The 24818-nt window shown below is 43.3% G+C and carries 22 protein-coding genes and 2 tRNA genes; 13 read left to right on the top strand and 11 right to left on the bottom strand.

Features of this window, described 5'->3' with window-relative positions; genetic code table 11:
* The 5 genes from AC1F2U_RS19580 (at window position 1) to trxA (ending at window position 4136) form a co-directional block, all read left to right on the top strand.
* Window positions 1-1098 carry a tocopherol cyclase family protein gene (locus tag AC1F2U_RS19580; protein ID WP_480262599.1) on the top strand — a complete coding sequence of 366 codons (1098 nt, stop codon included), beginning with the start codon at window positions 1-3 and terminating at the stop codon, window positions 1096-1098.
* Between the two features lie 33 nt (window positions 1099-1131).
* Window positions 1132-1205, top strand: a tRNA-Arg gene (locus tag AC1F2U_RS19575).
* 409 nt (window positions 1206-1614) lie between these two features.
* Window positions 1615-2145 (top strand): YdcF family protein, encoded by a 531-nt coding sequence (locus AC1F2U_RS19570; protein WP_099101842.1) that lies wholly within the window; start codon window positions 1615-1617, stop codon window positions 2143-2145.
* 150 nt (window positions 2146-2295) lie between these two features.
* On the top strand, window positions 2296-3459 hold the full coding sequence (locus tag AC1F2U_RS19565) for a GuaB3 family IMP dehydrogenase-related protein (protein WP_480262598.1): 1164 nt from the start codon (window positions 2296-2298) through the stop codon (window positions 3457-3459).
* Between the two features lie 353 nt (window positions 3460-3812).
* Window positions 3813-4136, top strand: a complete 324-nt coding sequence (gene trxA, locus AC1F2U_RS19560; protein WP_104909616.1) for a thioredoxin — start codon at window positions 3813-3815, stop codon at window positions 4134-4136.
* Window positions 4137-4284: 148 nt separating this feature from the next.
* Here trxA and AC1F2U_RS19555 read toward each other — a convergent pair whose 3' ends face one another.
* On the bottom strand, window positions 4285-4878 hold the full coding sequence (locus tag AC1F2U_RS19555) for a MarC family protein (RefSeq protein WP_480262597.1): 594 nt from the start codon (window positions 4876-4878) through the stop codon (window positions 4285-4287).
* A 210-nt stretch (window positions 4879-5088) separates the two neighbouring features.
* Here AC1F2U_RS19555 and AC1F2U_RS19550 point away from each other — a divergent pair, with 210 nt between their 5' ends.
* On the top strand, window positions 5089-5901 hold the full coding sequence (locus AC1F2U_RS19550) for a carbon-nitrogen hydrolase family protein (RefSeq protein ID WP_480262596.1): 813 nt from the start codon (window positions 5089-5091) through the stop codon (window positions 5899-5901).
* Here the strand turns inward: AC1F2U_RS19550 and AC1F2U_RS19545 are convergent.
* The 5 genes from AC1F2U_RS19545 to pdhA form a co-directional block, all read right to left on the bottom strand.
* A complete protein-coding gene (locus AC1F2U_RS19545) occupies window positions 5898-6074 on the bottom strand; it encodes a hypothetical protein (protein WP_480262595.1) in 177 nt (58 codons plus the stop codon). The genes AC1F2U_RS19550 and AC1F2U_RS19545 overlap by 4 nt on opposite strands.
* Before the next feature lie 61 nt (window positions 6075-6135).
* Window positions 6136-7215, bottom strand: coding sequence for a class II fructose-bisphosphate aldolase (gene fba / locus AC1F2U_RS19540; protein WP_012411833.1), 1080 nt, complete (start codon window positions 7213-7215; stop codon window positions 6136-6138).
* A gap of 326 nt (window positions 7216-7541) precedes the next feature.
* A tRNA-Lys gene (locus AC1F2U_RS19535) sits at window positions 7542-7613 on the bottom strand.
* Window positions 7614-7674: 61 nt separating this feature from the next.
* Window positions 7675-8544 (bottom strand): aldose epimerase family protein, encoded by an 870-nt coding sequence (locus tag AC1F2U_RS19530; RefSeq protein WP_480262594.1) that lies wholly within the window; start codon window positions 8542-8544, stop codon window positions 7675-7677.
* 100 nt (window positions 8545-8644) lie between these two features.
* Window positions 8645-9679, bottom strand: coding sequence for a pyruvate dehydrogenase (acetyl-transferring) E1 component subunit alpha (pdhA, locus tag AC1F2U_RS19525; RefSeq protein ID WP_480262593.1), 1035 nt, complete (start codon window positions 9677-9679; stop codon window positions 8645-8647).
* Window positions 9680-10447: 768 nt separating this feature from the next.
* Here pdhA and AC1F2U_RS19520 point away from each other — a divergent pair.
* Window positions 10448-12739: an IMS domain-containing protein gene (locus AC1F2U_RS19520; protein WP_480262592.1), complete on the top strand. Its 2292-nt coding sequence runs from the start codon at window positions 10448-10450 to the stop codon at window positions 12737-12739.
* Between the two features lie 10 nt (window positions 12740-12749).
* Here AC1F2U_RS19520 and dhaL read toward each other — a convergent pair whose 3' ends face one another.
* From dhaL to AC1F2U_RS19505, 3 genes are all read right to left on the bottom strand, one after another.
* Window positions 12750-13379 carry a dihydroxyacetone kinase subunit DhaL gene (gene dhaL, locus AC1F2U_RS19515; RefSeq protein ID WP_480262591.1) on the bottom strand — a complete coding sequence of 210 codons (630 nt, stop codon included), beginning with the start codon at window positions 13377-13379 and terminating at the stop codon, window positions 12750-12752.
* A 48-nt stretch (window positions 13380-13427) separates the two neighbouring features.
* Entirely contained in the window at window positions 13428-14504 is a 1077-nt protein-coding gene (gene dhaK / locus AC1F2U_RS19510) for a dihydroxyacetone kinase subunit DhaK (RefSeq protein ID WP_480262590.1), read from the bottom strand.
* A gap of 204 nt (window positions 14505-14708) precedes the next feature.
* Window positions 14709-15584, bottom strand: a complete 876-nt coding sequence (locus tag AC1F2U_RS19505; protein WP_480262589.1) for an MBL fold metallo-hydrolase — start codon at window positions 15582-15584, stop codon at window positions 14709-14711.
* 185 nt (window positions 15585-15769) lie between these two features.
* Between AC1F2U_RS19505 and AC1F2U_RS19500 the strand changes: the two genes are divergently transcribed.
* Genes AC1F2U_RS19500 through AC1F2U_RS19490 form a run of 3 tightly spaced genes read left to right on the top strand, consistent with a single transcriptional unit; the run spans window position 15770 to window position 17739 of the window.
* A complete protein-coding gene (locus tag AC1F2U_RS19500; protein WP_480262588.1) occupies window positions 15770-17263 on the top strand; it encodes a protein kinase domain-containing protein in 1494 nt (497 codons plus the stop codon).
* Window positions 17264-17290: 27 nt separating this feature from the next.
* Entirely contained in the window at window positions 17291-17500 is a 210-nt protein-coding gene (locus AC1F2U_RS19495; RefSeq protein WP_480262620.1) for a 2-oxoisovalerate dehydrogenase E1 subunit beta, read from the top strand.
* The gene (locus AC1F2U_RS19490) at window positions 17497-17739 is read left to right on the top strand and encodes a type II toxin-antitoxin system HicA family toxin (RefSeq protein WP_480262587.1); all 243 of its coding nucleotides are present in this window, start codon (window positions 17497-17499) and stop codon (window positions 17737-17739) included. Before AC1F2U_RS19495 ends, AC1F2U_RS19490 begins: the two co-directional genes overlap by 4 nt.
* Before the next feature lie 195 nt (window positions 17740-17934).
* Here the strand turns inward: AC1F2U_RS19490 and AC1F2U_RS19485 are convergent, their stop codons facing one another.
* Together AC1F2U_RS19485 and AC1F2U_RS19480 are read right to left on the bottom strand one after the other, a co-directional pair.
* Window positions 17935-18888: a heme o synthase gene (locus AC1F2U_RS19485; protein ID WP_480262586.1), complete on the bottom strand. Its 954-nt coding sequence runs from the start codon at window positions 18886-18888 to the stop codon at window positions 17935-17937.
* Between the two features lie 284 nt (window positions 18889-19172).
* A complete protein-coding gene (locus AC1F2U_RS19480) occupies window positions 19173-20108 on the bottom strand; it encodes a COX15/CtaA family protein (protein WP_480262585.1) in 936 nt (311 codons plus the stop codon).
* 404 nt (window positions 20109-20512) lie between these two features.
* On the opposite strand from AC1F2U_RS19480, the gene AC1F2U_RS19475 reads away from it, so the two are divergent.
* The 3 genes from AC1F2U_RS19475 to AC1F2U_RS19465 all read left to right on the top strand — a co-directional run bounded on the left by AC1F2U_RS19475 (window position 20513) and on the right by AC1F2U_RS19465 (window position 24173).
* Window positions 20513-21595: a cytochrome c oxidase subunit II gene (locus AC1F2U_RS19475; RefSeq protein WP_480262584.1), complete on the top strand. Its 1083-nt coding sequence runs from the start codon at window positions 20513-20515 to the stop codon at window positions 21593-21595.
* A 67-nt stretch (window positions 21596-21662) separates the two neighbouring features.
* A complete protein-coding gene (gene ctaD, locus AC1F2U_RS19470; RefSeq protein WP_480262619.1) occupies window positions 21663-23399 on the top strand; it encodes a cytochrome c oxidase subunit I in 1737 nt (578 codons plus the stop codon).
* Window positions 23400-23546: 147 nt separating this feature from the next.
* Window positions 23547-24173, top strand: a complete 627-nt coding sequence (locus tag AC1F2U_RS19465; RefSeq protein WP_480262583.1) for a cytochrome c oxidase subunit 3 — start codon at window positions 23547-23549, stop codon at window positions 24171-24173.
* Window positions 24174-24818: the final 645 nt, after the last annotated feature.

Here is a 24818-nt window from a genome sequence, read left to right as displayed (position 1 = left end):
ATGTTAACTATTCCCAAAAATCCTCTCCAATCAACCCAAACGCCCCATTCTGGTTATCACTGGGATGGCAGTAGCCGTCGCTTCTTTGAAGGCTGGTATTACCGCGTCACATTGCCGGAAATTGGGCAAACATTCGCCTTTATGTACTCCATTGAAGATCCCATCGGCGGTAAACCTCACAGTGGCGGTGCAGCCCAAATCCTCGGCCCGGATGATGAGTACCTCTGCCGTACTTTTCCTGATGTCAACAAATTTTGGGGTAGTCGGGATGTTTTGGGTTTAGGTCATTGGGGTAAAAATAATTTGCAAGTTTCTCCCCTATACTTACTCCCAGCAGAGTTTGAGTATCACGTTCAAGAAGGATATCAAGCTACAGCCACTTTGAATCAGGGAATAATTCGCGATCGCGCCACCAATAATTATTGCCGTTGGCAGTATGAAATTCAACCAGTATACGGTTGGGGCAATCAAAATGGCATTCAGCAATCAACCGCAGGCTGGCTGTCATTCTTGCAGATTTTTGAACCTGGATGGCAAATTTTGATGGCTCACGGTTTAGCCAGTGGGAAGATTGACTGGAATGGCAAAATCTACGAATTCACTAACGCCCCAGCCTACGGCGAGAAAAATTGGGGTGGTGCTTTTCCGCAGAAATGGTTTTGGATAAACTGTAATTGCTTCGAGGGCGAACCCGACTTAGCATTAACTGCTGGTGGTGGACGGCGGGGTGTGCTGTGGTGGATGGAATCTGTAGCGATGATTGGACTGCACTATCAAGGCAAGTTTTATGAATTTGTTCCCTGGAATTCCCAAGTTGAGTGGGAAATTCAACCTTGGGGTAGATGGCAAATGAAAGCTAGCAACTCTAGTTATGAAATTGAATTAACAGGAAGCACAGATTTATCTGGTACACCTCTACGTGCGCCGACAGCAGAAGGTTTAAGATACTGTTGCCGGGACACCATGCAAGGAAAACTAAATTTAGAGTTACGAGAACTAAATGGGAGAAAATCTAAAATAATTCTAAAAGCCGAAAGTTTTCTTTGTGGTTTAGAAGTAGGCGGTGGCTCTTGGGATAATTTTTGGCAGTCTACCTAAAACTACTGCTATAATTATATATGCTTCGCAGTTGGGGTTGTAGCTCAGTTGGATAGAGCGGACGCCTCCTAAGCGTCAGGTCGTGCGTTCAAGTCGCACCAGTCCCGTTATCTTTAGACAATTCATATATACAGCAATTAATATGGTAAGAGCATTGCTGTACCCATAAAAGTGGTACGCCAGGTCTTACAAGTCGGGATATCCGTCCACGCGACTGACTCCTATATTCCCTGCAATTGAGAACTACTATATAAAGTGGTTAGAACCCTTTGATGAATCATCTGATATCGGTTAGGATAATCCATCAATTAGAGGAAAACTCCAGGCACGCTTAATCGCGCTGTTACACGAAAACCAACCAAATTTATATTTGGGTAGAATTTGGGCATATTCTTGGGAAGTTTGCTACTCTACTATCAATTGTTTTTTCTTATAGCCAGAGAAAATTGTGTACTAAGTAAATTAAGTTATTGAGCCTTGAATAAGCTACTCTTTACAAATAAATCTTTTCGTTTCATGGCTTTTGTCCTACCAATATTTATGTGGTGGGGATACAAAGAAGTACAAAACCAATTTGTGCAGCCGCAAGCAGTTGTAGTGTTAGGTGGTTCAACGAGACATTTAGAGCGAGAAAAATTTACAGCAAAATTCGTTCGCGAGCATCCAAATATACCGATTTGGATTACAGGCGGCAGTCCACGTACATTCACCCAAAGAGTGTTTACCAAAGCTGGTGTCGATCCTCAACGTTTACACTTGGATTATGAAGCAGTAGATACAGTAACTAATTTTACTACTTTGGTAGATGATTTGCAAGCTCGCGGCATTAAGAGCGTTTATTTGATTACTTCCGACTTCCACATGCGCCGGGCTTGTGTCATCGGCGAAATTATTTTAGGTAGTCGGGGTATTTATTTAAAACCAGTGCCAGTTCCTTCCGAAAAACCCCCTGAATCTATCGAAAAATCTGTTCGTGATGGAGCTAGAGCGATAATTTGGTTAGCAACTGGTTACACTGGTGTGGATGCCGCTAAAAATAAACGGTAAATCCAACTAATTTTGGATTTTTAATCGGTCAAAATTGAAATGACTAATGACAACCGTCACTAGTCACTTATATGGTTCGGGAAAAAAAACACCCCAAATTTCCCCACAATTTGATACCCTAGCTTAAACAGATTTGAGTAAAGTTAAAGCGTGGAAATTCAACTTGGGCGGGGAAAAACAGCTCGCAGAGCTTACGGAATAGATGAAATTGCTCTAGCCCCTGGTAATAGAACACTAGACCCCAGTTTGGCAGATACTAAGTGGCGTATTGGCAATATTGAGCGAGAAATCCCGATAATTGCTAGTGCTATGGATGGCGTAGTAGATGTTCGTATGGCTGTACGTTTGTCAGAGTTAGGAGCATTAGGTGTCCTCAATTTAGAGGGTATTCAAACTCGCTATGCTGACCCAGAGCCAATATTAGATCGGATTGCCTCTGTGGGGAAAGATGAATTTGTTGCCCTCATGCAAGAACTCTATGCCGAACCAATAAAACCGGAATTAATAGAACAACGTATTCAGGAAATTAAACAACAAGGTGGCATTGCGGCAGTGAGTGCGACTCCAGCCGGTGCAAGTAAATACGGTGAGGCAGTGGCAAAAGCTGGGGCAGATTTATTTTTTGTTCAAGCTACGGTAGTTTCTACTGCACATCTGTCACCAGAGTCTTTAGTACCACTCGATTTAGCAGAATTTTGTCGTTCCATGCCCATTCCCGTGGTGTTGGGGAATTGCGTGACTTACGAAGTCACGTTGAATTTGTTGAAAGCTGGGGCGGCTGGGGTATTGGTGGGAATTGGGCCTGGTGCGGCTTGTACTTCTCGTGGGGTATTGGGTGTGGGTGTGCCACAGGCAACTGCGATCGCAGATTGTGCCGCAGCACGAGATGATTACTATAACGAAACTGGCAACTATATTCCCATTATTGCTGATGGCGGTTTAATCACTGGTGGCGACATTTGCAAATGCATCGCCTGTGGTGCTGATGGTGTGATGATTGGCTCCCCCTTTGCCAGAGCCGCAGAAGCCCCAGGACGAGGTTATCATTGGGGTATGGCTACTCCTAGCCCAGTCTTGCCCCGTGGCACCCGCATTCGTGTTGCCACCACTGGTAGCCTAGAGCAAATACTCATTGGCCCGGCAGGACTAGATGATGGCACTCACAATCTTTTAGGAGCCTTAAAGACCAGCATGGGTACTTTGGGAGCCAAAAATATTAAAGAAATGCAGCAAGTGGAAGTTGTGATTGCACCTTCTTTATTAACCGAGGGTAAAGTTTACCAAAAAGCTCAACAATTAGGTATGGGGAAATAGAATTAGGGTATGGGACATGGCGCATCGGGTATGGGAATAAGCGAGATTAAGAGAATAACCAATGCCCAATGCCCACTCCTCAATTCTTGAATAAATTTTTCCAGCCCCCTAAACAATTGCTGGAAAAATCCGATATGTCGCTTACAATAGAGATAGCGGAGACGCATGTTTCCGTTCACTCCTCACACCACACTCCGCCCGGACTACTGTTCGGGCGGTTCCTTATGTTTATAAATAATATAAATAAATTCTAGAGCTTCTTTGCAAATGTACATCCTCGCACTCCCAAGCTGAGGTTTTTGCTATGGTAGAATTTTCACCAAGCTCAGATATTATTGGCGAAGGTTTTAGGCATGTCAACAGCCGCACAAGTTACCGATTCTAGTTTCAAGCAAGAAGTACTCGACAGCGATGTACCAGTTTTAGTTGACTTTTGGGCACCCTGGTGCGGACCATGCCGTATGGTAGCTCCTGTTGTCGATGAAATCTCCGAACAGTACAAAGGTCAAATAAAGGTCGTAAAAGTCAACACAGATGAAAATCCTAATGTTGCTAGTCAATATGGCATCCGCAGCATTCCCACATTAATGATTTTTAAGGGTGGACAAAAAGTCGATATGGTGGTTGGCGCCGTGCCTAAAACTACATTAGCTTCCACTCTCGAAAAGCATCTTTGAAACTCAATCGGCAATAAAATCCTCTTGAGTTATCCATTTTGTTCTAACTTTAAGTTAATTTTCATAAACAAGTTTGAGAGGCGCAAATTTGTCGTCTATCAAACTTGTTTACATTTGTATACACTTTCAGAATATTTTTAGGAGTTTTCTAGCTCAAAAACAACTCCCTAATTCCCGTACTACCAATTTCCACTGCTAGCGCCGCCAACAGAAAACCCAAAAGTTGAGTCACAATTACTCCACCTTCTGCACCAATCCACTGGTCAATCAGATTTGCTAAACGCAAAATCAACCAAGTGCTAAACATTGCCCCTACGATACCCACCGCCACAGCAATATGCGGACTCTGTGATTTCGACATCAGCAACATCACCGTCGTCAAAGTCCCCGGCCCTGCTAGCAGCGGTAAAGCTAATGGAGTAATTGCGACATCGCGTCCTTCTTCAATAATTGGCCGATCTAATTCTCCCCGCAGCATTTGCAAAGCAATTAACAGCAGTAATATTCCTCCTGCTACTCGCAAAGAGCCGATACTGATTTCCAAGTAATTTAAAATTATTTGCCCTGCAAAGGCAAATAGCAAAAGAACTGCGATCGCAATGATAATTGCTTTATCTATAACTTTGTTTCTTTGGTCTGGCATCATGCCCTTAGTCAAAACTAAAACAATCGGTATATTGCCTACAGCATCCGCCAAGACAAACACAGCGATAAATGTTTGAATGAGAATAGAAATATCCACAGGAGGTAGCTTTTATCAGGGTTTGATCGCAATCTAATCTTTATCTTGCTCAGTTTGCTAGAACCCAGAGGAAGATTAAGATCGGCAATAAAACCAGTGTGTTAAAGAAAAGGAACCCTGATGGATTTCTAATTCAGTTCCACAGATTTTGAAGTAGCGATATATTTTGATAATCTATCTTCCATAAATCAACTGTTCGTTGTTGAATCTATGAAGTCTTATTTAGCCGCCGCTATTCAATTGACCAGTGTGCCCGATTTACAGAAAAATTTGGCACAGGCAGAAGAATTAATAGAGCTTGCCGTGCGTCAAGGTGCTGAATTGGTGGGTTTGCCAGAAAACTTTTCCTATATGGGAGAAGAAAAAGATAAACTCGCACAAGGTGATGCGATCGCTCTTGAAAGTGAAAAATTTCTCAAAAAAATGGCTCAACGCTTTCAAATTACCATCTTGGGCGGCAGCTTTCCACTTCCGGTAGATAATACAGGCAAAGTTTATAACACCACTCTACTCATCGATCCCAGCGGTCAAGAACTTTCCCGCTACTACAAAGTACATTTATTTGATGTTGATGTCCCTGACGGCAACACCTATCGCGAATCCAGCACGGTTGTGGCTGGTACGCAACTACCACCCGTCCATTTTTCAGAAAAACTCGGTAATTTAGGGCTTTCTATTTGTTATGATGTCCGCTTCCCGGAACTGTATCGTCATCTAGCAGATAAGGGAGCTGATGTTATCTTTATTCCCGCCGCCTTTACTGCCTTTACAGGTAAAGACCACTGGCAAGTACTACTACAAGCCAGAGCCATCGAAAATACCGCCTACGTCATTGCTCCCGCCCAAACAGGGAATAACTACGCCCGCCGTCTAACCCACGGTCACGCGGTCATTATCGACCCTTGGGGTGTAATTTTAGCCGATGCTGGAGAGAAACCGGGAATTGCGATCGCAGAAATCAAGCCCACTAGGCTCGAACAAGTCCGCCGTCAAATGCCCTCTTTACAACATCGGGTATTTTAGGGACTGGGGAGCAGGGGAGCAGGGGAGAGTTCTTGTACAAGTTCTTTCCCCTCTGCCCTTCTGCCCCTTTGCACCTCTGCCTCTTGTACCCCATGCCCCAATGCCCAATGCCCCATTCCCAACCCTGATGAATAAAATAAAAAACCGGGTAAACACCCGGTTTCTGACAACATTAAAATCTTCAGTTTTTTAGCAGCATAGAAAAACTATGCCCATATTTATTTGCTGTCAAAATTAAACTTTAGCAGCGGATTTGGTAACAACGTTAAGTTCACCTTTAGCATACTTAGCAGCAAAATCTTCCAAAGAAATTTGCTTAATCTTGCTTGCATTGCCAGCTGTGCCAAATTGCTGATAGCGTTCAGCACAAACCTTCTGCATGTATGTAATAGAAGGCTTGAGGAAGTGACGGGGGTCAAACTCCTCTGGTTTTTTAGCCAAAGCTTCACGTACAGCAGCAGTAATAGCCAAACGGTTGTCGGTGTCGATGTTTACTTTACGTACACCACTCTTGATGCCTTTTTGGATTTCTTCTACAGGTACACCGTAGGTTTCAGGAATTGCACCACCATATTGGTTAATCAGTGCAAGCAAATCTTCAGGCACAGAAGAAGAACCGTGCATTACCAAGTGGGTGTTAGGCAAACGGCGGTGAATTTCTTCAATGCGGCTGATAGCCAAAATTTCGCCAGTCGGCTTGCGAGTAAACTTGTAAGCACCGTGGCTTGTGCCAATGGCAACAGCCAAAGCATCTACTTGGGTTGCTTCTACGAAGTCAACAGCTTCATCGGGGTCGGTTAGCAATTGCGAGTGGTCGAGTGTACCTTCAAACCCGTGACCATCTTCAGCTTCACCAGCACCAGTTTCTAGAGAACCCAAACAACCGAGTTCACCTTCAACGCTGACACCCAAAGCATGAGCTACATTTACAACTTCGCGAGTAACGTTAACGTTGTACTCAAAGCTAGCGGGAGTCTTCGCATCAGCTTCTAAAGAACCATCCATCATCACGCTGGTGAAGTTGTTCTTAATTGCTGAGTAGCAGGTAGCAGGCGCATTCCCATGATCTTGGTGCATAACAATGGGAATATGAGGATAGGTTTCTACCGCTGCCAAAATCAGGTGGCGAAGGAAGTTTTCTCCTGCATAATTACGAGCGCCGCGTGAAGCTTGTAAAATTACGGGGCTATCTGTCTCGACAGCAGCCTTCAGAATCGCCTGAATCTGCTCCAAATTGTTAACGTTGAAAGCTGGGATGCCGTAACCGTTTTCAGCTGCGTGATCCAACAGCAGCCGCAGTGGTACAAGCGCCATAGATAGTCCTCCTAATGTGGTTGTCAGCTAGTCGGTCTGAGAGAAGCGTAATCATTACGCTAAATCTTAAGAGTTTTTTCAACTTACTTATAGGAAATTATAACTAGTGTGGTGTATCTATGTTGAAAAAGTTTACGCCATAGTTATTATAAATATGTTCTATACTTGCTCTCTACTGCTGTACTATGCCCTACAGTTGCTCTGTATTGCTGTACATTTAGCTACCCTAGAATTAGTAGCTATGGTAGCCCATTATCCCAAATGCTTCTTCCCGCAATTAAAAAGAAGAGCGATCGCTTCTTTACATCATTTAATAAACTTTTATATGGGTCGCCCGGGATTCGAACCCGGAACTAATCGGTTAAAAGCCGAGTACTCTACCGTTGAGTTAGCGACCCTTTCGCTGCATTTCGCAACTTTGCAATCATAGCATATACATCTGTAGATTTGTAAAGGGGTTTAGAAAAAATTGGCAGTAAACCTTACAGATGCTGTGTGGCTAGCTCCTGGTGCTAACACAGTCAGGTTATCGCCAGTATTAAGAGAGTTGCGAGTGGCACTCCACGGTTCTAAACAGTAGAATTCTTTGCCTTTGACTGTCCAAAATACTAGGTAGGTAGAGAAATTATCGTAATCCAAGGTGAGTTTTAACTTCCGGCTGCGGTCTATCGCAGTGGCCGATTGACTTGTTAGCTGTCCAAAGGCAAAATCAATTTCATCACGGCTAAAGTCAAAATTGCCATCAAAAGAGTGAATTTCTTTAGTTTGATTATCTTGATACTGCTTAGAGGGAATTTCAACCTCTAACTGAGTTTTATCACCACAAAGAAAGTAGGGATGGAAACCAGCCGAAAAGGGCATTGGTGTAGATGACAAGTTTTTATACTGCTGACGGACTTCTAGGGTATTACCTTGAAGTTCGTAGGTAAAAGCCAACTGAAAATCAAAAGGATAAACTGCCTTAGTTTGCTCATTGCTATCAAGAACAACAGTGAGACTAGCTTTATTTCCAGTTTCTTGTTCTGTTACTTTCCACGGCAATTCACGGGCAAAACCATGTTGTTTAAGAGTATACTTTTGACCGTTATGAGTGTAAGTATTATCTGGTAGATTGCCACAAATAGGAAACAAAATTGGATTCCCACCTCTGACACTCAACTCAGGATGAGTAAAGCGTTCAGTATCTAGGTAGAAAACTTCTTGCCCTTGAATGCGCCAACGGGTGATGATACCGCCGCGTTCTGGTACGACTTCCAACTGAGAACCAGCGCCTTCGTCAGAAAGAATATAAGTCTTGTACTGTTGCTGTTGAACTGCAATGCTAAACACAAGTTTTAGTCCTGGGTAAGGTGGAGTGCTGAGTGCTCAGTGCTGAGTCCTGAGCAGAATAAAAAGTACTCAGCACTCAGCACTCATAACTCAGCACTATTTATTCGTCTTCTGCAAACACGAAACGATATAACTCGCTGGGGTCTGGTTCGGGGCTGCTTTCGGCGAATTTAACCGCTTCGTCGATTACATCTTGAATTTTACGGTCAATTGCTTTGATTTCTCCCTCATCCGCCAGGTTTTGCTCTAGCAAATAAGCTGCCAACTTTTTAATTGGGTCGCGGGCGAACCAAAATTCTTTTTCCGCTTTGCTTCGCATTTCATCAGGGTCTGCCAAGGAGTGACCCCGGAAGCGGTAGGTAAGCGCCTCAATTAATGTTGGCCCTTCACCTGCACGGGCACGGGCTACAGCTTCTTGAGCCACGGCTCGCACTGCTAGTACATCCATGCCATCTACTTCCACGCCCACCATGTTAAATACACTGGCTTTTTTATAAATCTCTGGCTGAGAAGTCGCTCGTTCGTGAGACATCCCAATGGCCCACTTATTATTTTCGACTACAAACAGAATTGGCAGTTTCCAGAGGGCTGCCATATTTAGCGTCTCGAAAAATTGACCGTTGTTAGCAGCACCGTCGCCAAAAAAGCAAGCTGTCACTTGGTCAGCATTTTTATCTCCCAGCACTTCGCGGCGGTATTTGCTTTGAAAAGCCGCTCCAGCTGCTACAGGAATTCCCTCAGCCACAAAAGCATAGCCACCCAGCAAGCGATGTTCGGCAGAAAACATGTGCATGGAACCACCGCGCCCTTTACTGCAACCTGTGGCTTTGCCAAATAATTCTGCCATTACCTCTCTTGCTGGCACTCCCGCACTCAGAGCATGAACGTGGTCGCGGTAAGTACTACAAACGTAATCTTCACCCGGTCGCATTGACTGCACAACACCGCTGCAAACGGCTTCTTGACCGTTGTACAAATGGACAAAACCAAACATTTTGCCTCTGTAGTACATTTCAGCGCACTTGTCTTCAAACAAGCGCCCTAGTACCATGTCCTCATACAACCGTAACCCTTCTTCTTTAGTAATTTGCGTAGTAGCAGAATTAAAAGTGGGTAAAGTACGCTCTTGAACCATTATTTTTGAGTATCCCTGTTGTACAACTTAAAGCTACAGTCTTAAATAAGTTGGTCTGATAACACCTCAGCTTTTAACAGGCTAGCGTTTGTAAGACTCAACAATCAAACTTTATTTATGCACCAAAAAAGGGTCTTGGGGAATAGCTGAATTTTTAATTTTTGATTTTTAACTTTTCAGCTCATGCCCCGTGAGGATTTGACTCTAACGGCAATATCTGCCGCTTTAGGTTGTCTCTTTCACTATTCCCCTTCACAGACTAGCAATCAAGATAGACTGCTTTCTGCATATCCATTAACAATTTAAAAAAAAAGCAGGCAAAAATCTATAATACCCAAATAGGTAATTGTAATGAAAGGTAAATTATGATATGATTTTTGTCTCCTGTTATCAGGGTATAAACCGTCAATAGTGGTATTTTTGTTACTGCCTTGTGGGAAAGTACCAAAAAAATCAATCATCAATAGATTCTTCCAGCCACAACAATTATGCCGTGATTAAAAGCGGTAGTTGTGGTTTGTGGTATCGAAGGCTGATAATAGTTGTGTTAAACAAAAATACTAAGAATTAAAACAAACAATTGAGGCTTTCTAGGCGAAAGCAAAAAATTAGTACTAAAATGTGACTCAAAATTTCGGGAAGGTACAAAACAAGTTGTTGCAATATACACTTGTAGAGTAAATTCTATACGGCATTTTTATGGCACGGTTTTACGGCCTGGAACGCTCTAGGTAAATTATGTTGATCGCGGTGCAGGGGAAGTAGGCTGTGCGAATTCCGCTAGATTACTACCGAATTTTAGGACTACCGTTAGCGGCAAGTGATGAACAATTGCGACAGGCATACAGCGATCGCATTGTACAATTGCCGCGACGTGAGTATTCTCAGGCAGCAATTTCTTCTCGTAAACAACTCATAGAAGAAGCTTACGTGGTTTTATCAGATCCAAAACAACGCAGTACCTACGATCATCTCTATCTTGCCCACGCCTACGATCCTGATAACCTTGCTGCTGCCGCAGTAGCACTGGAAAATCGTCCAGAAGGCACCAAAAGGGGTAGTGATACCCAGAGTCTGGGCATCGAAATTAGCCAAGACGAATTAGTTGGTGCTTTATTAATTTTGCAAGAGTTGGGGGAATACGAACTTGTACTGAAATTGGGTCGTCCGTACCTGGTAAATAAAAATGGTGCTACAAGTGCAAGAAAGGGTAATAATTTAGCAGACGAAGAAATACACGAAAGTGCTGAACACCCAGATGTTGTTCTGACTGTTGCCCTTGCTTGTCTAGAATTAGGTCGCGAACAGTGGCAACAAGGTCACTATGAAAATGCCGCCATATCCCTAGAAACTGGTCAAGAACTGTTAGTACGCGAAGGGTTGTTCGCCAGTGTCCAGGCGGAAATTCAGGCCGATCTTTACAAATTGCGACCATATCGAATTTTGGAGTTGCTGGCACTACCTCTAGAAAAGACTGCCGAACGAAACCAAGGTTTGGAATTGTTGCAAAACTTGTTAGAAGATCGTGGGGGGATTGATGGCACGAACAATGATGACTCTGGTTTAAACATAGATGACTTTCTGCGGTTTATCCAGCAGTTACGCAACCACTTAACAGTCGCCGAGCAGCACAAGTTATTTGAAGCCCAAAGCAAACGCAATTCTGCTGTTGCCACTTACTTAGCTGTTTATGCCTTAATAGCGCGAGGATTTGCTCAACGGCAACCTGCTTTAATTCGTCAAGCAAGGCAGATGCTTATACGTCTGGGCAAGCGCCAAGATGTACATTTAGAGCAGTCGTTATGTGCTTTACTTTTGGGACAAACTGAAGAAGCAACTCGTGTTTTAGAACTTAGTCAGGAGTACGAAGCTTTAGCTTTTATTAGAGAAAAATCTCAAGACTCTCCCGATTTGTTACCAGGGCTATGTCTATATGCAGAACAGTGGTTGCAAAACGAAGTATTTCCCCATTTTCGAGATTTAGCAAACCAGCAAGCTTTTCTAAAAGATTACTTTGCTAACCAACAGGTACAAGCTTATTTAGAAGCACTGCCAACGGATGCAGAAACAACTAATGAATGGGCTGTAATTAACCCCCAAAATTTTCCCCAGCCGCAGATAAATAATTCGTCTTTGCCTAAAAATTCAACTAGGACTCCAAAGCAATTTAACCACAGCAGAACACCTGACCTAGATTTACCAGAAACACCAGAACATTTAAACTTCTCACCACCGATGTGGAATTCATCTGGAAGTGTAAAATCAGAGGTTCCTGCTGCTGAACGAACGAGCAGAGGCACTAATCAGAATTTAAACGGTTCAGCTAAAAGTGCTACACCTGCTCATAACCAAAAGCGTCGGCGGAGAAAACCTACTCCATCTAATATCCGGGAGCGTGTACCGGATAATCGTCCCCATTCTCGTCGTCCTCGGCGGCGGCGAACTTTTGCTAACACCATTGAAGGGAAAACACGGCTGGTATGGAGAGTGTTTATTTCTTTAGTGAGTATTTTAGTTTTCTGGGTGTTAGCCACAACAACTTTTGGATGGTTAAAAAATCTGTTTTTTCCAACAAGGTCTGTACCTCCTTCACAGTTGTTTGTACAAATAAATCAACCACCAATATCTATTCCCCCTCCAAATAGTCCACCACAAGGACTAGATGGCCCTTTAACAGATGCAGCGGCAGAGCAAATCATTCGCACTTGGCTATCTACTAAAGCCGAAGCTTTAGGGCCGAATCATGAGATTAATAATTTAGAGCAGATTTTAACTGGTTCAGCTTTGTCTCAATGGCGGGCGATCGCTCAACAAGCTAGGTCTGACAACCGCTACCGCAAGTACGGCCATAGTCTGAAGGTGGAATCTGTAGAGAAAATTGATTTGTTTGCAGATCGTGCCGCAGTGGTAGCTACGGTAAAGGAAGTGACGCAGTTATATGAAAATGGTCAGTATAAAAACTCTTCTAACGAGAATTTACGAGTTCGGTATGATTTGATTAGACAACGAGGTAAATGGCTTATTCAGAGTGCATCTGTTGTGAATCAGATAATTAGATAAGTGGTAATGTTTAGGTTTCCAATACCCTTAACAAACTTTTCAACATCAAATAAGCAGATGTCCCTCCTGGATCTGGATGTCCAATACTCCGTTCCCCCAGGTAGCTAGCCCGTCCCTTTTTCGCTTGCATTGGTATAGTTTCCTGCAATCCTTTGTGGGCTGCTACTACAGCTTGTTGCATAGCTTCCAGCGTTCCCTTACTTTCTTCTACAGCTTGCCCAAAAGCGGCTACAGATGGAGATAGCACATCCACCATCGTTTTGTCTCCTAGTTGCGCTTTGCCACGTTGCAGCACACCGTCTAAGCCTGCTTGGAGTATTCCTAAAACATCTTGTTCTGTTAATTCTTGCTTACCAACTACTGCTGTACTGGCTCGTAAAAACCAGGTGCCATAAAGAGGCCCACTAGCACCGCCAATAGAAGAAATTAAGGTCATACTCACGGCTTTGAGAATGCTGCTGATGTCCTTGTCTGTAAGAGTTGGTAACTGAGCGCTTACCTTTTTGAAGCCCCGATCCATATTGATCCCGTGATCGGCATCTCCGATCGCAGCATCTAATTCTGTCAAATATGCTTTATTCTGCTCTATCTCGGTTGCATAAGCTTGCAACCATTGTAATATTTGTGCCTGACTCACCATATTAAAATAATTCGTAATACTTCGGCTACGCTCAGTACAAGTTCGTGATTATGAAATTCCCCAGCGCCAACTTGGTGTTTTGACTGGTGCATCCCAAAGCCGGATCATCTCATCATCTAATTTCAGCAGGGTAATGGAGCAACCTTGCATTTCTAGAGATGTGATGTAAGGGCCTATTAAATTTCGCACAATTTGTAATTCTTGCTGTTCGCAGATTTGGGCGAGTTTGCGATAAACAATATACAGCTCAGAAATTGGGGTTCCACCCATACTATTGACAAAAGCTAATAAACGATCGCCTTTTGCAAATGGGAGATTTGTTAGTTCTACATCTACCCATTCTCCTTTGTCTTCATCCCACTCGCGCAGTGTGCGGCTGTATGCTGCATCCTCAAGGAGCGATCGCGTCAAAATTTCGGTAATCTCATCTACTGGTTTGATAGCTGTACGTTCTGTTCCTGGCTCACCGTGGATACCGATACCTAATTCGATTTCGCGATCGCTTAATTCAAATGTCGGTGTTCCATTAGCGGGGACTGTACAAGATGTTAGAGCAATTCCCATACTTCGCCCATTTAGATTTACTCGGCGACATAAATTTGCTATTTGTGGCAAATCATACCCAGCCTCAGCCGCCGCGCCACAAATTTTTTCCGCCAGTATTGTTGTTCCCACACCCCGCCGTCCTTGGGTATAGAGACTATCCTTCACTGCTACATCGTCATCAATCAAAATATTTAGCGATCGAATGCCCTCACCACGGGCTAACTCTGTTGCCATCTCAAAGTTCATCACATCGCCACTGTAATTTTTGACGATATAAAGGATACCTGAACCTCCATCTACTTGTTTGGCTGCTTCTAGCATTTGGTCTGGAGTAGGTGAAGTGAAAACCTCACCAGGACAAGCTGCATCAAGCATTCCTTTGCCCACGAAGCCAGCGTGCATTGGTTCATGTCCACTGCCACCACCTGAAATAATTGCTACTTTACCCGGAATAGGTGCATTGGCTCGATAGACAAAAGCAGGATCGTAGTTCAGTTTAATTAAATCGGAATGAGCCGCCGCCATACCTTCTAGACTTTCCCGCACAAAGTCTTCCGGCTTGTTGATCAGCTTTTTCATAATCCGTGTTTGGTTAAAAGGGTGCTAAAACCCAGGTTATAGCGCTTCTGGTTTGTATGCAATATAGTCTGACCTCTCTCTAAATCTCTCTCCTAAAAGGAGAGAAACTTTGAAATTTCCCCCTTCCCGCGTCGGGAAGAGGGTTAGGGGGTTAGGTCAATCGTTGGGTTTTGCCATATAACCGAATAATTATAAATTATTTGGTCAATTCACAGATTCCATCCACTCAATACACTTGTGCATCTGCTGGCGGATGGTTTCTCTATCAGCATGAAACCTTCGCCCATGACCTGGTAGTACCCACTCAAAAGAGTAATTAGCCAAGTTACGCATTGATTTAATCTGTTCTGACCAAGAATACCAGCAGAAATCGCGGAATGCAGCTAATTGATGCAAGCTTTCTGACCAAGCGAGATGATCGCCAGTGAACAGAAACTTATTTTTATAAAGTAGGACGGTTTGTCCTTTGGTGTGACCGGGAACTGGGATAATTAATAAATCTGGTGTCAAAGTAAATGGTTCGGAACCTGTTAGCTGTATTTCTACATTGCGAGTACCCGCAGTAATATCATCAGCATGAAGGATGCGATCGCACTGAAAATGCTCGGCAAACTTTTGATGATCTGCCACATCATCCTTATGAGTTAGGTACATATAACGAATTGGCCCCAATTCTTCTAAACGCTTGACTAAAGGCGGCGTAAACCGGGGAGAATCCACCAAAATGTTACCTTCTGGAAGTTGAATTAAATAGCTAGCAGCACCGTAAGATTTTTCAGAATGATAGCCGCAGTGGTAAAAATTTTCCGCTACTAATATTGGAAACTTTTCTTGAGCAACTTTGATATCTTTTGGTTTCTCAACTGTGCCAATAGAACTAGTAGGACAAGCTAAAAGTGCTTCAAGCGCGGCTAATCTTTCAGCCTCATTCGCTGGTTGATGATAAACAGCCGATTGGTCATCAACATCATAAAATACTTCAGGAGCCATCCAGCGACAGGTATCACAATCAATACAGGTAGTATCTACATAAAAATCGCCGTTGACATTTTGGGGACGACGCTGATTTAAATGAGCCATATTAATCCTTTTGCTTCCAGCCGCATACTGGGGAGCGATAAACCTTATATCACTACGCTAGCAAAAGTAACTTGAGACTGTAGCCGCCACTAGAAGTAAATCCGCTCAAAAATATAAAGACTCGTGAAACCCAGTAAGCATAAGTTGGGAAAACTGAACATAGACACCTCTGCTTATTCCCAAATATGCTTTACTGTTCTAGTTCCAGTTGTACAAATCCGTTTAACCCTGATGACAATAAGTTTTGCATTAAGTGTGGACAAACACTTACACCATTATTTAGAAACCGTTTCCGAGTAATACGACTTTTGGGTGAGGGTGGATTTAGCAGAACTTATGAAGCTACGGATGCAGATAGGATAGATGAACCTTGCGTAATTAAGCAATTTGTCCCTCAATTTGAAGGAACGGCTGCACTTGAGAAAGCAACGGAATTATTTAAGCAAGAAGCGAAGCGTCTGTATGATTTGGGAGAACACCCGCAAATTCCCCGCCTGATTGCTTATTTTGAACAGGATAAGCGGCTTTATTTGGTACAAGAGTTGATTCAGGGGCAGAATTTATTACAAGAATTGCAGCAGCAGGGAGCCTTTAGCGAAGAAAAGATAAAACAGATTTTAACTGATTTATTGCCTATCCTGAAGTTTATCCATGAACGTGGTGTAATTCATCGAGATATCAAGCCAGAAAATATCATGCGCCGTCTGGATGGCAAGTTAATATTAATTGATTTTGGTGTTTCTAAACAAATTACAAAAACTTTTATAGGTGTTGGTACAAGAGTAGGAACGCCTGGATATACAGCGCTAGAGCAAATGCGCGGTCAAGTATTCCCTGCAAGTGATCTTTATAGTTTGGGTGTAACTTGTATTCGGCTGTTAACGCAATGTTTACCAAAAGCAGATGGTTCTGATGAACTTTATGATGCGCTCAGGGGTTGCTGGATTTGGAGAAAGTACTTACCACAAGGTAGAAGTATTACTACTCACTTAGGGCAAGTTTTGGATAAATTAATTCAGGATTATGTAAAGGAACGCTATCAATCATCTGAGGAAGTAATAAAAATTGTTAATGCTGTCAGTTCTCCATCTTCTAAATTCAGATATGGAAAATATATAAAAACTACTAAAGCTAGTCAACTAAACTATCAAAGTTCGCCGCATCATAATCTAAATTCATCAGTAACAGCAAGTTTTGCTAGACTTAATGAGCTACTAGCTTCTGGCAGATGGCAAGATGCTAATGAAAAAACTTTTGATATTTTACTTAAAATAGCTGATAGAGAAAAACAAGGCTCACTCTATCTGGAAGACGTAAAAAAATTGTCTTGTCATGAACTTCACACCATTGACAACCTCTGGACTAAATATAGCAATGGGCATTTCGGTTTAAGTATACAAAAACAAATTTGGCAAAAAAATATAAGAGGAAACCAAGAGGCTGATGAGGAAAGTTTGTGTCGTTTTGGCACTCAAGTAGGATGGCTGCGTCCTAAAATAGGAAGAAAGGAATTATTTTTTCAGGCAGATTTGTTTTTTGAACAAAAGCCTGCTGTATGGTTTTATGACCTTACTTTCACCATAAAAGCTCCAAAAGGACATTTGCCATGTTTTGGACTTCTTGGTATGACATTAGTAATAAGTTTAATCTTCTCACGATGTGAAGAGTGTGGACTGTAAAATCTAGTATTTATGAAAAGATTCGCTATGACTGAAATTGTATTTCTCGTTGAAGATGATCCAGATGGTGGTTATACAGCTAGAGCTTTAACCGAGTCAATTTTTACTCAGGCTGACAATATAGAAACACTACGCGAAATGATCCGTGATGCGGTTCATTGCCATTTTCCTAATGAACAAAACCGTCCTAAAATTATTCGGTTACACATAGTCCGTGATGAGGTAATAGCTTCTTGAAGCTCCCACGAGACTTATCTGGTTTAGAATTAGTTAACGCTCTTGCTCCTCTAGGATACGAGGTCAGTCATCAAAAGGGCAGTCACATTCGGTTAACTACTCAACAGAATGGTGAGCATCATATCACAGTTCCCGCCCATGACCCGATTAAAATTGGTACTCTTAACGCCATACTGAGAGATGTTGCTGCTCATGCTGGTTTCACTCGTGACGAATTACTTGCGTTGCTTTTTCCATAGCTATTAAAAATGGATAAATAGGTAAGTGTAATTAATGTTTAATAAATTCACTTATGACTGAAACTTTACTCACGTAGGCGTAGCCCGTCGTAGACATCGCAAATCCGCCAAACTCTAATTATTATGTATATTTTTTAATTTATGAAAATGCGATCGCGCCCCTTTACCAAACGCGATCGCTAAATTTTCCATCCCCTAAGCAATAAAATGCAACTGATCGATCGCTGCATTAATTAGATTATGGGTAACGGGAAGGCTATCCACTACCATCCCCAGACACAACAGCATCATGTAGGAGATGGAATAAAGAAATAACTCTCTAGCGACAGTGCGATCCTCTGGATTCTGCAACAACCGCCAAGATTTGTGGATAAATAATCCTCCCAGACTTAGAGCGATCGCAGCATAAAGAATTCCACTCGCGCCCAAGGGATAAACCAATAACACGGTTGCAAATACTGTCACCAGCGTGTAGTACCAAATCTGCTTCACGGTTGCCGTATCACCTTCAATCACAGGTAGCATTGGTATCCCGACCTTTGCGTAATCGTCCCGAATCATCAGAGCTAAAGCCCAGAAATGGGGTGGTGTCCACAAAAAGACGATGGCAAAAATTAACCATGCTGACCAACTTAAAGTACCTGTGACAGCAGCCCAACCCACTAACGCCGGAATTGCCCCAGCAGCCCCACCAACAACGATATTCTGGGTGGTGTGGCGTTTTAGCCAGTGGGTATAGACCAAAATATAAAAGACGATGCCAGAGAAAGCTAGCAGCGCGGCTAACAAGTTGGCAAATACTGCTAGGAGTGTAAAGGAAATCGTCGCCAGTGCGATCGCAAAAATTAGAGCATCGCGTGGCTGCACCTTACCCGAAGGTATCGGACGATGGCGCGTCCGCTCCATGTCATAATCAATATCCCGGTCATAGATACAGTTAATTGTCTGAGCGCTTGCAGCAGCCAAAGTGCCACCAGTGAGAGTTACTAGCAACAGCAATGGGTCTACTTCTCCCTTAGCAGCAATCCACATACTCCCAGCTGTGGTAATCAACAGCAACGGAATAATCCGAGGCTTGGTTAGCTGGTAATAACTTTGAACTACCTGTAAAAATGTTTGGTGGTGGCGAGAGACATTAGTCTCAATCATTTTGGCTCTGGTTCCTTATTTTTCAACAACTTACAGCAGAATTCAGGAGTCAGGATTCAGAATTCAGAAGTAAAACAGGTTTTATACCTAGCTTTGAGACGCAAGCTTGTGTACAACACTTTCCTTGAAATCTGCTGTATATGCAGCCCCCGCTCAAGCTGGCTCTTTCAGGCAAATGAAAACACAGACGCATCATCAGTGCTGAGTTAAGATTAGAGACACGATTAATCGCCTCTGTACAAGAGTTAGGAGTTCTTTTCCTGCTCCCTCATCTCCTCCATTCCCTACTCAGCACTCAGCACCCGTGACTCAGCACTCACTGAGTCACGTAGTGATAAAACTGTGAAAGCCACCAAAGTACCTAGCAAAGTAGCTCCTATAGCTTGGTGAGAAACTGTAAGAGGCTCGACTTGGAGGTGTAATTTGAAAGTGGCGAATCCCAACAAGATTTGTAAGGTTAGCAACGCACCAGCCATATTTGCCAGTCGCCGCAAGGCTGGATGTAGTGCTGGTGTCCGCCAACAGATAAATACCATTGCCAAGGTTGCTACTGTTGGCGGCACCAAACCAGCAATATGGCTGTACATTACAGTACAAAGTTGAGAACCGCCGAGGCATTGGTGTAGCGCCCAGCGAGAGCCTACCAAAGCACCTAGCAAACTTTGCAGGTAAACCAGAATAGCGGCAGTTAAACCGACCCAAGGCAACTTACCAACCGTTCCATTTCCCTGATAGGGCGTGAGCGCTGTGCCGATAATTAGGAGGGTGCTAAAAAATAACAGCGCCGTTCCTAAGTGGGCGGTAACGATATCAAACCGCAATAGTTCGGTGACGGTGAGTCCACCCAAGATGCCTTGGAAGACAATTAAAAATAGGGCGAATGTTGATGCCCAAGGCAGCCATTTGGGTAAGAAACGACGATGCCACCAGGACAAACCGAAAAGTGCGATCGCGCTTAAACCAATTAAAGCTGCATCCAATCTGTGAAACCACTCCAAAAACACTTGGAGATTCATTTGCTTGGCTGGTACCAGTTCGCCATAGCATAAGGGCCAGTCTGGGCAAGCAAGTCCAGCATTCATCACGCGGGTGGCGCTGCCTATTGCCATCAAAATTAAGGTGGCTATGCATATTTTCCACACCAAGCGACGAATCATTTCCTTGGGTTTTTGCTGCTGAAGCGCCGCTTCATTTTGTTGTTGTAGGACAAATTCGCTCATGAAGGATACCTTCTGCCCGCTTTTGGTGGATCTCTTAAAATTTTCAATTTTCTTTTAGTGTCCCATCTCCACCCTAGCGTATAGGCTAAAGGTTTATAGATTAGCACTCACTTATACTTTGAATCACTTCAACAAGGTTTTGCCTGAAGCTTTAGGTATTTTTCAAGATGTGAAAAATTGATTAATGGCAATTAATTTAAACATCCTAAATTTTTCCTTAAATTTTTTTACTGATTTGCATCTATTTTTGGCGTTGTATGATAGTAAACTCATACTCAAAATTAATGAAATAGCCAAAAAAATTAATAAAAATTTCAGACCTTTCTCCCCCATGTCTGACAGCCTAGACTACCTTAGTAAGTGAGCAGCTTTAAGATAACGTAGTAAATTCAATTAAGTAAGCCGTGAAGATTCCAAGTTCAATCTGGACATTACTCATTGGCATCGTGCTAACGCTCGCCAGCCTTTGGTACGGTCAAAATCACGGTCTGTTGCCAGCAGCAGCCACGGATGAAGCCGTCTTAGTGGATGGTCTGTTCAACGCGATGATGATCGTTTCTACGGGTATATTTCTGCTCGTTGAAGGTGTTTTAATTTACTCTGCATTTAAATACCGTCGGCGTGCAGGTGACAATGAAGACGGCCCACCAGTTGAGGGCAATGTACCTTTAGAAATTCTCTGGACGGCGATCCCAGCAATTATCGTTATTGGTATTTCTGTTTACAGCTTTGATGTCTACAACGAAATCGGTGGCTTTGATCCCCATGCTATCCATGAAGCACCGATGAGTCAGGAGTCAATGGCAATGCCTGGAAGTGCGATCGCTGCAACTTTAAGCGATACTCCTCCCAGCACTGAACCCAACCTCAATCAAGAAAAATCTGATGAGGCAATGCAAGATCCAGCTACGGCAGAAGTTCGTAATGCTGACCAAATTCCCCAACTGCGGAATGCCCCAGGTGTAGGTATTGTAGCTCCGACAATTGGGGGAACTCCTGATAAAGCAGGTAAACCAGCTGAATTACAAGTCAACGTCACAGGTCTACAATATGCCTGGATTTTCACCTATCCTGAAACTGGTATAACTACAGGTGAAATGCACGTCCCCATCGGGCGAGAAGTGCAAATCAGTATGACCGCCAACGATGTCATTCATGCCTTCTGGGTACCAGAGTTCCGCCTGAAACAAGATGCGATTCCTGGTAGGCAAAGCGAGATTCGCTTCACCCCCCAAAAAGCAGGAGATTATACCCTAATCTGTGCTGAACTTTGTGGCCCCTACCACGGTGCAATGAGAGCACCAGTAGTTGTTGAGCCACAAGAAGCCTTTGATAAATGGATGCAAGAACAGCTAGTTGCTAGTAAAGAAACGCTAAATCAAGCCATTGCTGTTAACCCTGCCAATCTATCCCCAAATGAATTTCTTGCTCCTTATACAAAGGACATGGGAATTAAGCCAGAAATCCTCCATCAAGTTCACCATTAGTCAATATGTTATTTAGTCAAAATCCAATGACTAATGACTAATGACTAATGACCAATGACTAATGACTATGACCCAAGCTCAAGTGCAAGAAACTGCCAACGCCCCTGCTCTTGATGAGGAGCCAGGGATTAGAAAATGGCAAGACTACTTTAGTTTCAACACCGACCATAAGGTGATTGGGATTCAATACCTAGTCACTACATTCATTTTTTACTGTATCGGTGGCGTGATGGCTGACTTGGTTCGTACAGAACTGCGAACTCCAGAAGTCGATTTCGTCACCCCTGAAGTTTACAACAGCTTATTTACGCTGCACGCCACGATCATGATTTTCTTGTGGATCGTGCCAGCCGGTGCGGGTTTTGCTAACTTCCTCATTCCCTTGATGATTGGGGCAAAGGATATGGCATTCCCACGCTTGAATGCTGTTGCCTTTTGGATGATTCCCCCTGCGGGTTTATTGTTGATCGCTAGTTTAGTGGTAGGCGATGCACCGGATGCGGGTTGGACTTCCTACCCTCCCCTGAGCTTGGTAACAGGTCAAGTAGGTGAGGGAATTTGGATTATGAGCGTTCTCCTACTAGGTACGTCATCGATTTTAGGGGCAATCAATTTCCTCGTCACATTGCTCAAGATGCGTATCCCTGGTATGGGGGTTCACCAAATGCCCTTGTTCTGCTGGGCGATGTTTGCTACCTCGGCATTGACTTTGGTATCTACACCAGTGCTAGCAGCTGGTCTAATTCTGTTGGCTTTTGACTTATTGGCGGGAACGACATTTTTTAACCCAACTGGCGGTGGCGACCCAGTGGTATACCAGCACATGTTCTGGTTTTACTCCCACCCAGCCGTTTACATCATGATTTTGCCCTTCTTTGGAGCAATTTCAGAAATTATCCCCGTTCATTCCCGCAAGCCGATTTTTGGCTATAAAGCGATCGCTTATTCGTCTCTTGCCATTAGCTTTCTGGGGCTAATTGTTTGGGCGCACCACATGTTTACCAGCGGTATCCCCGGTTGGTTGCGGATGTTCTTTATGATCACCACCATGATCATTGCCGTACCCACGGGAATTAAAATATTCAGTTGGTTAGCAACCATGTGGGGCGGGAAAATCCGGCTTAACAGCGCCATGCTCTTCGCCATCGGCTTTGTTGGCACCTTTGTAATCGGCGGGATCAGTGGCGTGATGTTGGCAGCAGTGCCCTTTGATATTCACGTTCACGACACCTATTTTGTGGTGGCACACTTGCACTACGTTCTTTTTGGTGGTAGTGTTCTCGGCATTTATGCGGCGATTTACCACTGGTTCCCGAAAATGACGGGACGGATGGTAAACGAATTTTGGGGTAAGGTTCACTTTGCCTTAACAATAGTTGGTCTAAATATGACCTTCTTACCAATGCACAAGCTGGGATTAATGGGCATGAACCGCCGTATCGCCCAGTATGACCCCAAATTTACCTTTCTCAACGAAATCTGCACTTATGGCGCTTATATACTAGCAGTTTCGACATTCCCTTTCATCATCAATGCGATTTGGAGTTGGTTATACGGCGAGAAAGCTGGTAATAATCCTTGGAGGGCACTTACCTTAGAGTGGATGACAACCTCACCACCAGCGATCGAGAATTTCGATCGAACCCCAGTACTGGCTACAGGCCCCTACGACTACGGTTTGGAAAATGCTAATCAAGGTGTACCCTTATCCGATCCCAATCCCATCTTATCTGGCGGGCCGAACTCAGTATTAAGAGCAGAACCCGATCCAGCGGTTGCTGCTAATCCCGAAGATCGTAAATAGAGTTATGAGTTAGGAGTGAAGAGTTATGACAATTCCTAACTCCTGTACAGACGCGATTAATCGCGTCTCTACTCCCCATTCCCCATTCCCCATTCCCCATTCCCCATTCCCCATTCCCCATTCCCCATTCCCCACTTATAAAAATTCATGCAAAGTCAAACTATTGACCCAGCTAAAACCGAACTAAATCATCACCATGCAGCGGAAGCGTCCGTCGGTCATCATGAAGAACATCCAGACCATCGGATGTTTGGGCTGATTGTCTTCCTGGTTGCTGAAGGGATGATTTTTATGGGGTTGTTCGGAGCCTATTTGGCTTTCCGTGCTACCTTACCTGCATGGCCGCCAGCAGGGACTCCAGAATTAGAACTTTTGTTACCTGGAGTCAACACCATCAATCTAATTTCTAGTAGTTTTGTCATGCACAATGCCGATACTGCTATCAAAAAGAACGATGCGCGGGGTGCGCAAATCTGGTTAGCAATTACCGCAGCAATGGGTGCTATCTTCTTGGTTGGTCAAGTATATGAATATACCCATTTAGAATTTGGTTTAACTACCAATTTATTTGCGAGTGCATTTTACGTTTTGACTGGTTTCCACGGATTGCACGTGACTATCGGCGTTTTGGCAATTGTTGCTGTTTTGTGGCGATCGCGCCTTCCGGGTCACTATAGTAACGAAAAGCACTTTGGTATTGAAGCAGCCGAAATCTATTGGCACTTCGTTGACGTGATTTGGATTATTTTGTTCGGATTACTGTATCTACTGTAAGTATTAATTAACTAGTTGTTTAATCCACGCGGACAACTTAATAAGCCCCCAGTAGGGGGCTTTTTTTATTAACAGAATAAAAATATCAGTGAAATAAGAGTATTAAAGACGTAGCAGTGCTACCTCATACAACAATACGCTTGGGTTAGCCCCAAAAACCTTAAACTACGTAGGTTGGGGAGCCACTACGCCCTTGCGGTTTCCCGACTTGTACCCCTACGGGGAAGCAAGCTACGCTTTTAGCGTTCCCTTCAGGTAGCAAGTAAGTGGCGTTTGAGGCTTTGCGAAACCTAACCTACAATTTTTCTTAACTGAACTGTATTGGCTTATGGCTTAACTATAAATTATACTTATAGTGTATTTAAAAAAGTTAAATAAAAAATATATAAAAACAAGCTTCAATTATTTGAACTATTACTTTTGCTAGATGCAACTGAGTGATTGGAAGTGATATGAATGCGAGTAAAGTAAAAGGTGGGAAAAGTCGGAAAAGTAGGATGTTTTAGAGAAAGTATTGAAGAACCAGTTAATATACTGTAAATTGATGTTCTAAGGACTAAGTAAACCAATAAATAAAGAAAGTTCGCAAATTTATACGGATTTAATTTAAGGAAATACAATCCTAATATTTCTTCTAGTCATAAA

Source organism: Nostoc sp. LEGE 12454, assembly GCF_056620565.1.
The sequence above is the reverse complement of the archived record's forward strand: the minus strand, read 5'-3'. Positions and strand labels throughout refer to the sequence as shown.

Coding starts and splice junctions, on each gene's coding strand:
- AC1F2U_RS19580 (WP_480262599.1), top strand. CDS start 1: ATGTTAACTATTCCCAAAAATCCTCTCCAATCAACCCAAACGCCCCAT.
- AC1F2U_RS19570 (WP_099101842.1), top strand. CDS start 1,615: ATGGCTTTTGTCCTACCAATATTTATGTGGTGGGGATACAAAGAAGTA.
- trxA (WP_104909616.1), top strand. CDS start 3,813: ATGTCAACAGCCGCACAAGTTACCGATTCTAGTTTCAAGCAAGAAGTA.
- AC1F2U_RS19550 (WP_480262596.1), top strand. CDS start 5,089: ATGAAGTCTTATTTAGCCGCCGCTATTCAATTGACCAGTGTGCCCGAT.
- AC1F2U_RS19545 (WP_480262595.1), bottom strand. CDS start 6,074: ATGTTGTCAGAAACCGGGTGTTTACCCGGTTTTTTATTTTATTCATCA.
- fba (WP_012411833.1), bottom strand. CDS start 7,215: ATGGCGCTTGTACCACTGCGGCTGCTGTTGGATCACGCAGCTGAAAAC.
- pdhA (WP_480262593.1), bottom strand. CDS start 9,679: ATGGTTCAAGAGCGTACTTTACCCACTTTTAATTCTGCTACTACGCAA.
- dhaL (WP_480262591.1), bottom strand. CDS start 13,379: ATGGTGAGTCAGGCACAAATATTACAATGGTTGCAAGCTTATGCAACC.
- dhaK (WP_480262590.1), bottom strand. CDS start 14,504: ATGAAAAAGCTGATCAACAAGCCGGAAGACTTTGTGCGGGAAAGTCTA.
- AC1F2U_RS19505 (WP_480262589.1), bottom strand. CDS start 15,584: ATGGCTCATTTAAATCAGCGTCGTCCCCAAAATGTCAACGGCGATTTT.
- AC1F2U_RS19500 (WP_480262588.1), top strand. CDS start 15,770: ATGCTTTACTGTTCTAGTTCCAGTTGTACAAATCCGTTTAACCCTGAT.
- AC1F2U_RS19495 (WP_480262620.1), top strand. CDS start 17,291: ATGACTGAAATTGTATTTCTCGTTGAAGATGATCCAGATGGTGGTTAT.
- AC1F2U_RS19485 (WP_480262586.1), bottom strand. CDS start 18,888: ATGATTGAGACTAATGTCTCTCGCCACCACCAAACATTTTTACAGGTA.
- AC1F2U_RS19480 (WP_480262585.1), bottom strand. CDS start 20,108: ATGAGCGAATTTGTCCTACAACAACAAAATGAAGCGGCGCTTCAGCAG.
- ctaD (WP_480262619.1), top strand. CDS start 21,663: ATGACCCAAGCTCAAGTGCAAGAAACTGCCAACGCCCCTGCTCTTGAT.
- AC1F2U_RS19465 (WP_480262583.1), top strand. CDS start 23,547: ATGCAAAGTCAAACTATTGACCCAGCTAAAACCGAACTAAATCATCAC.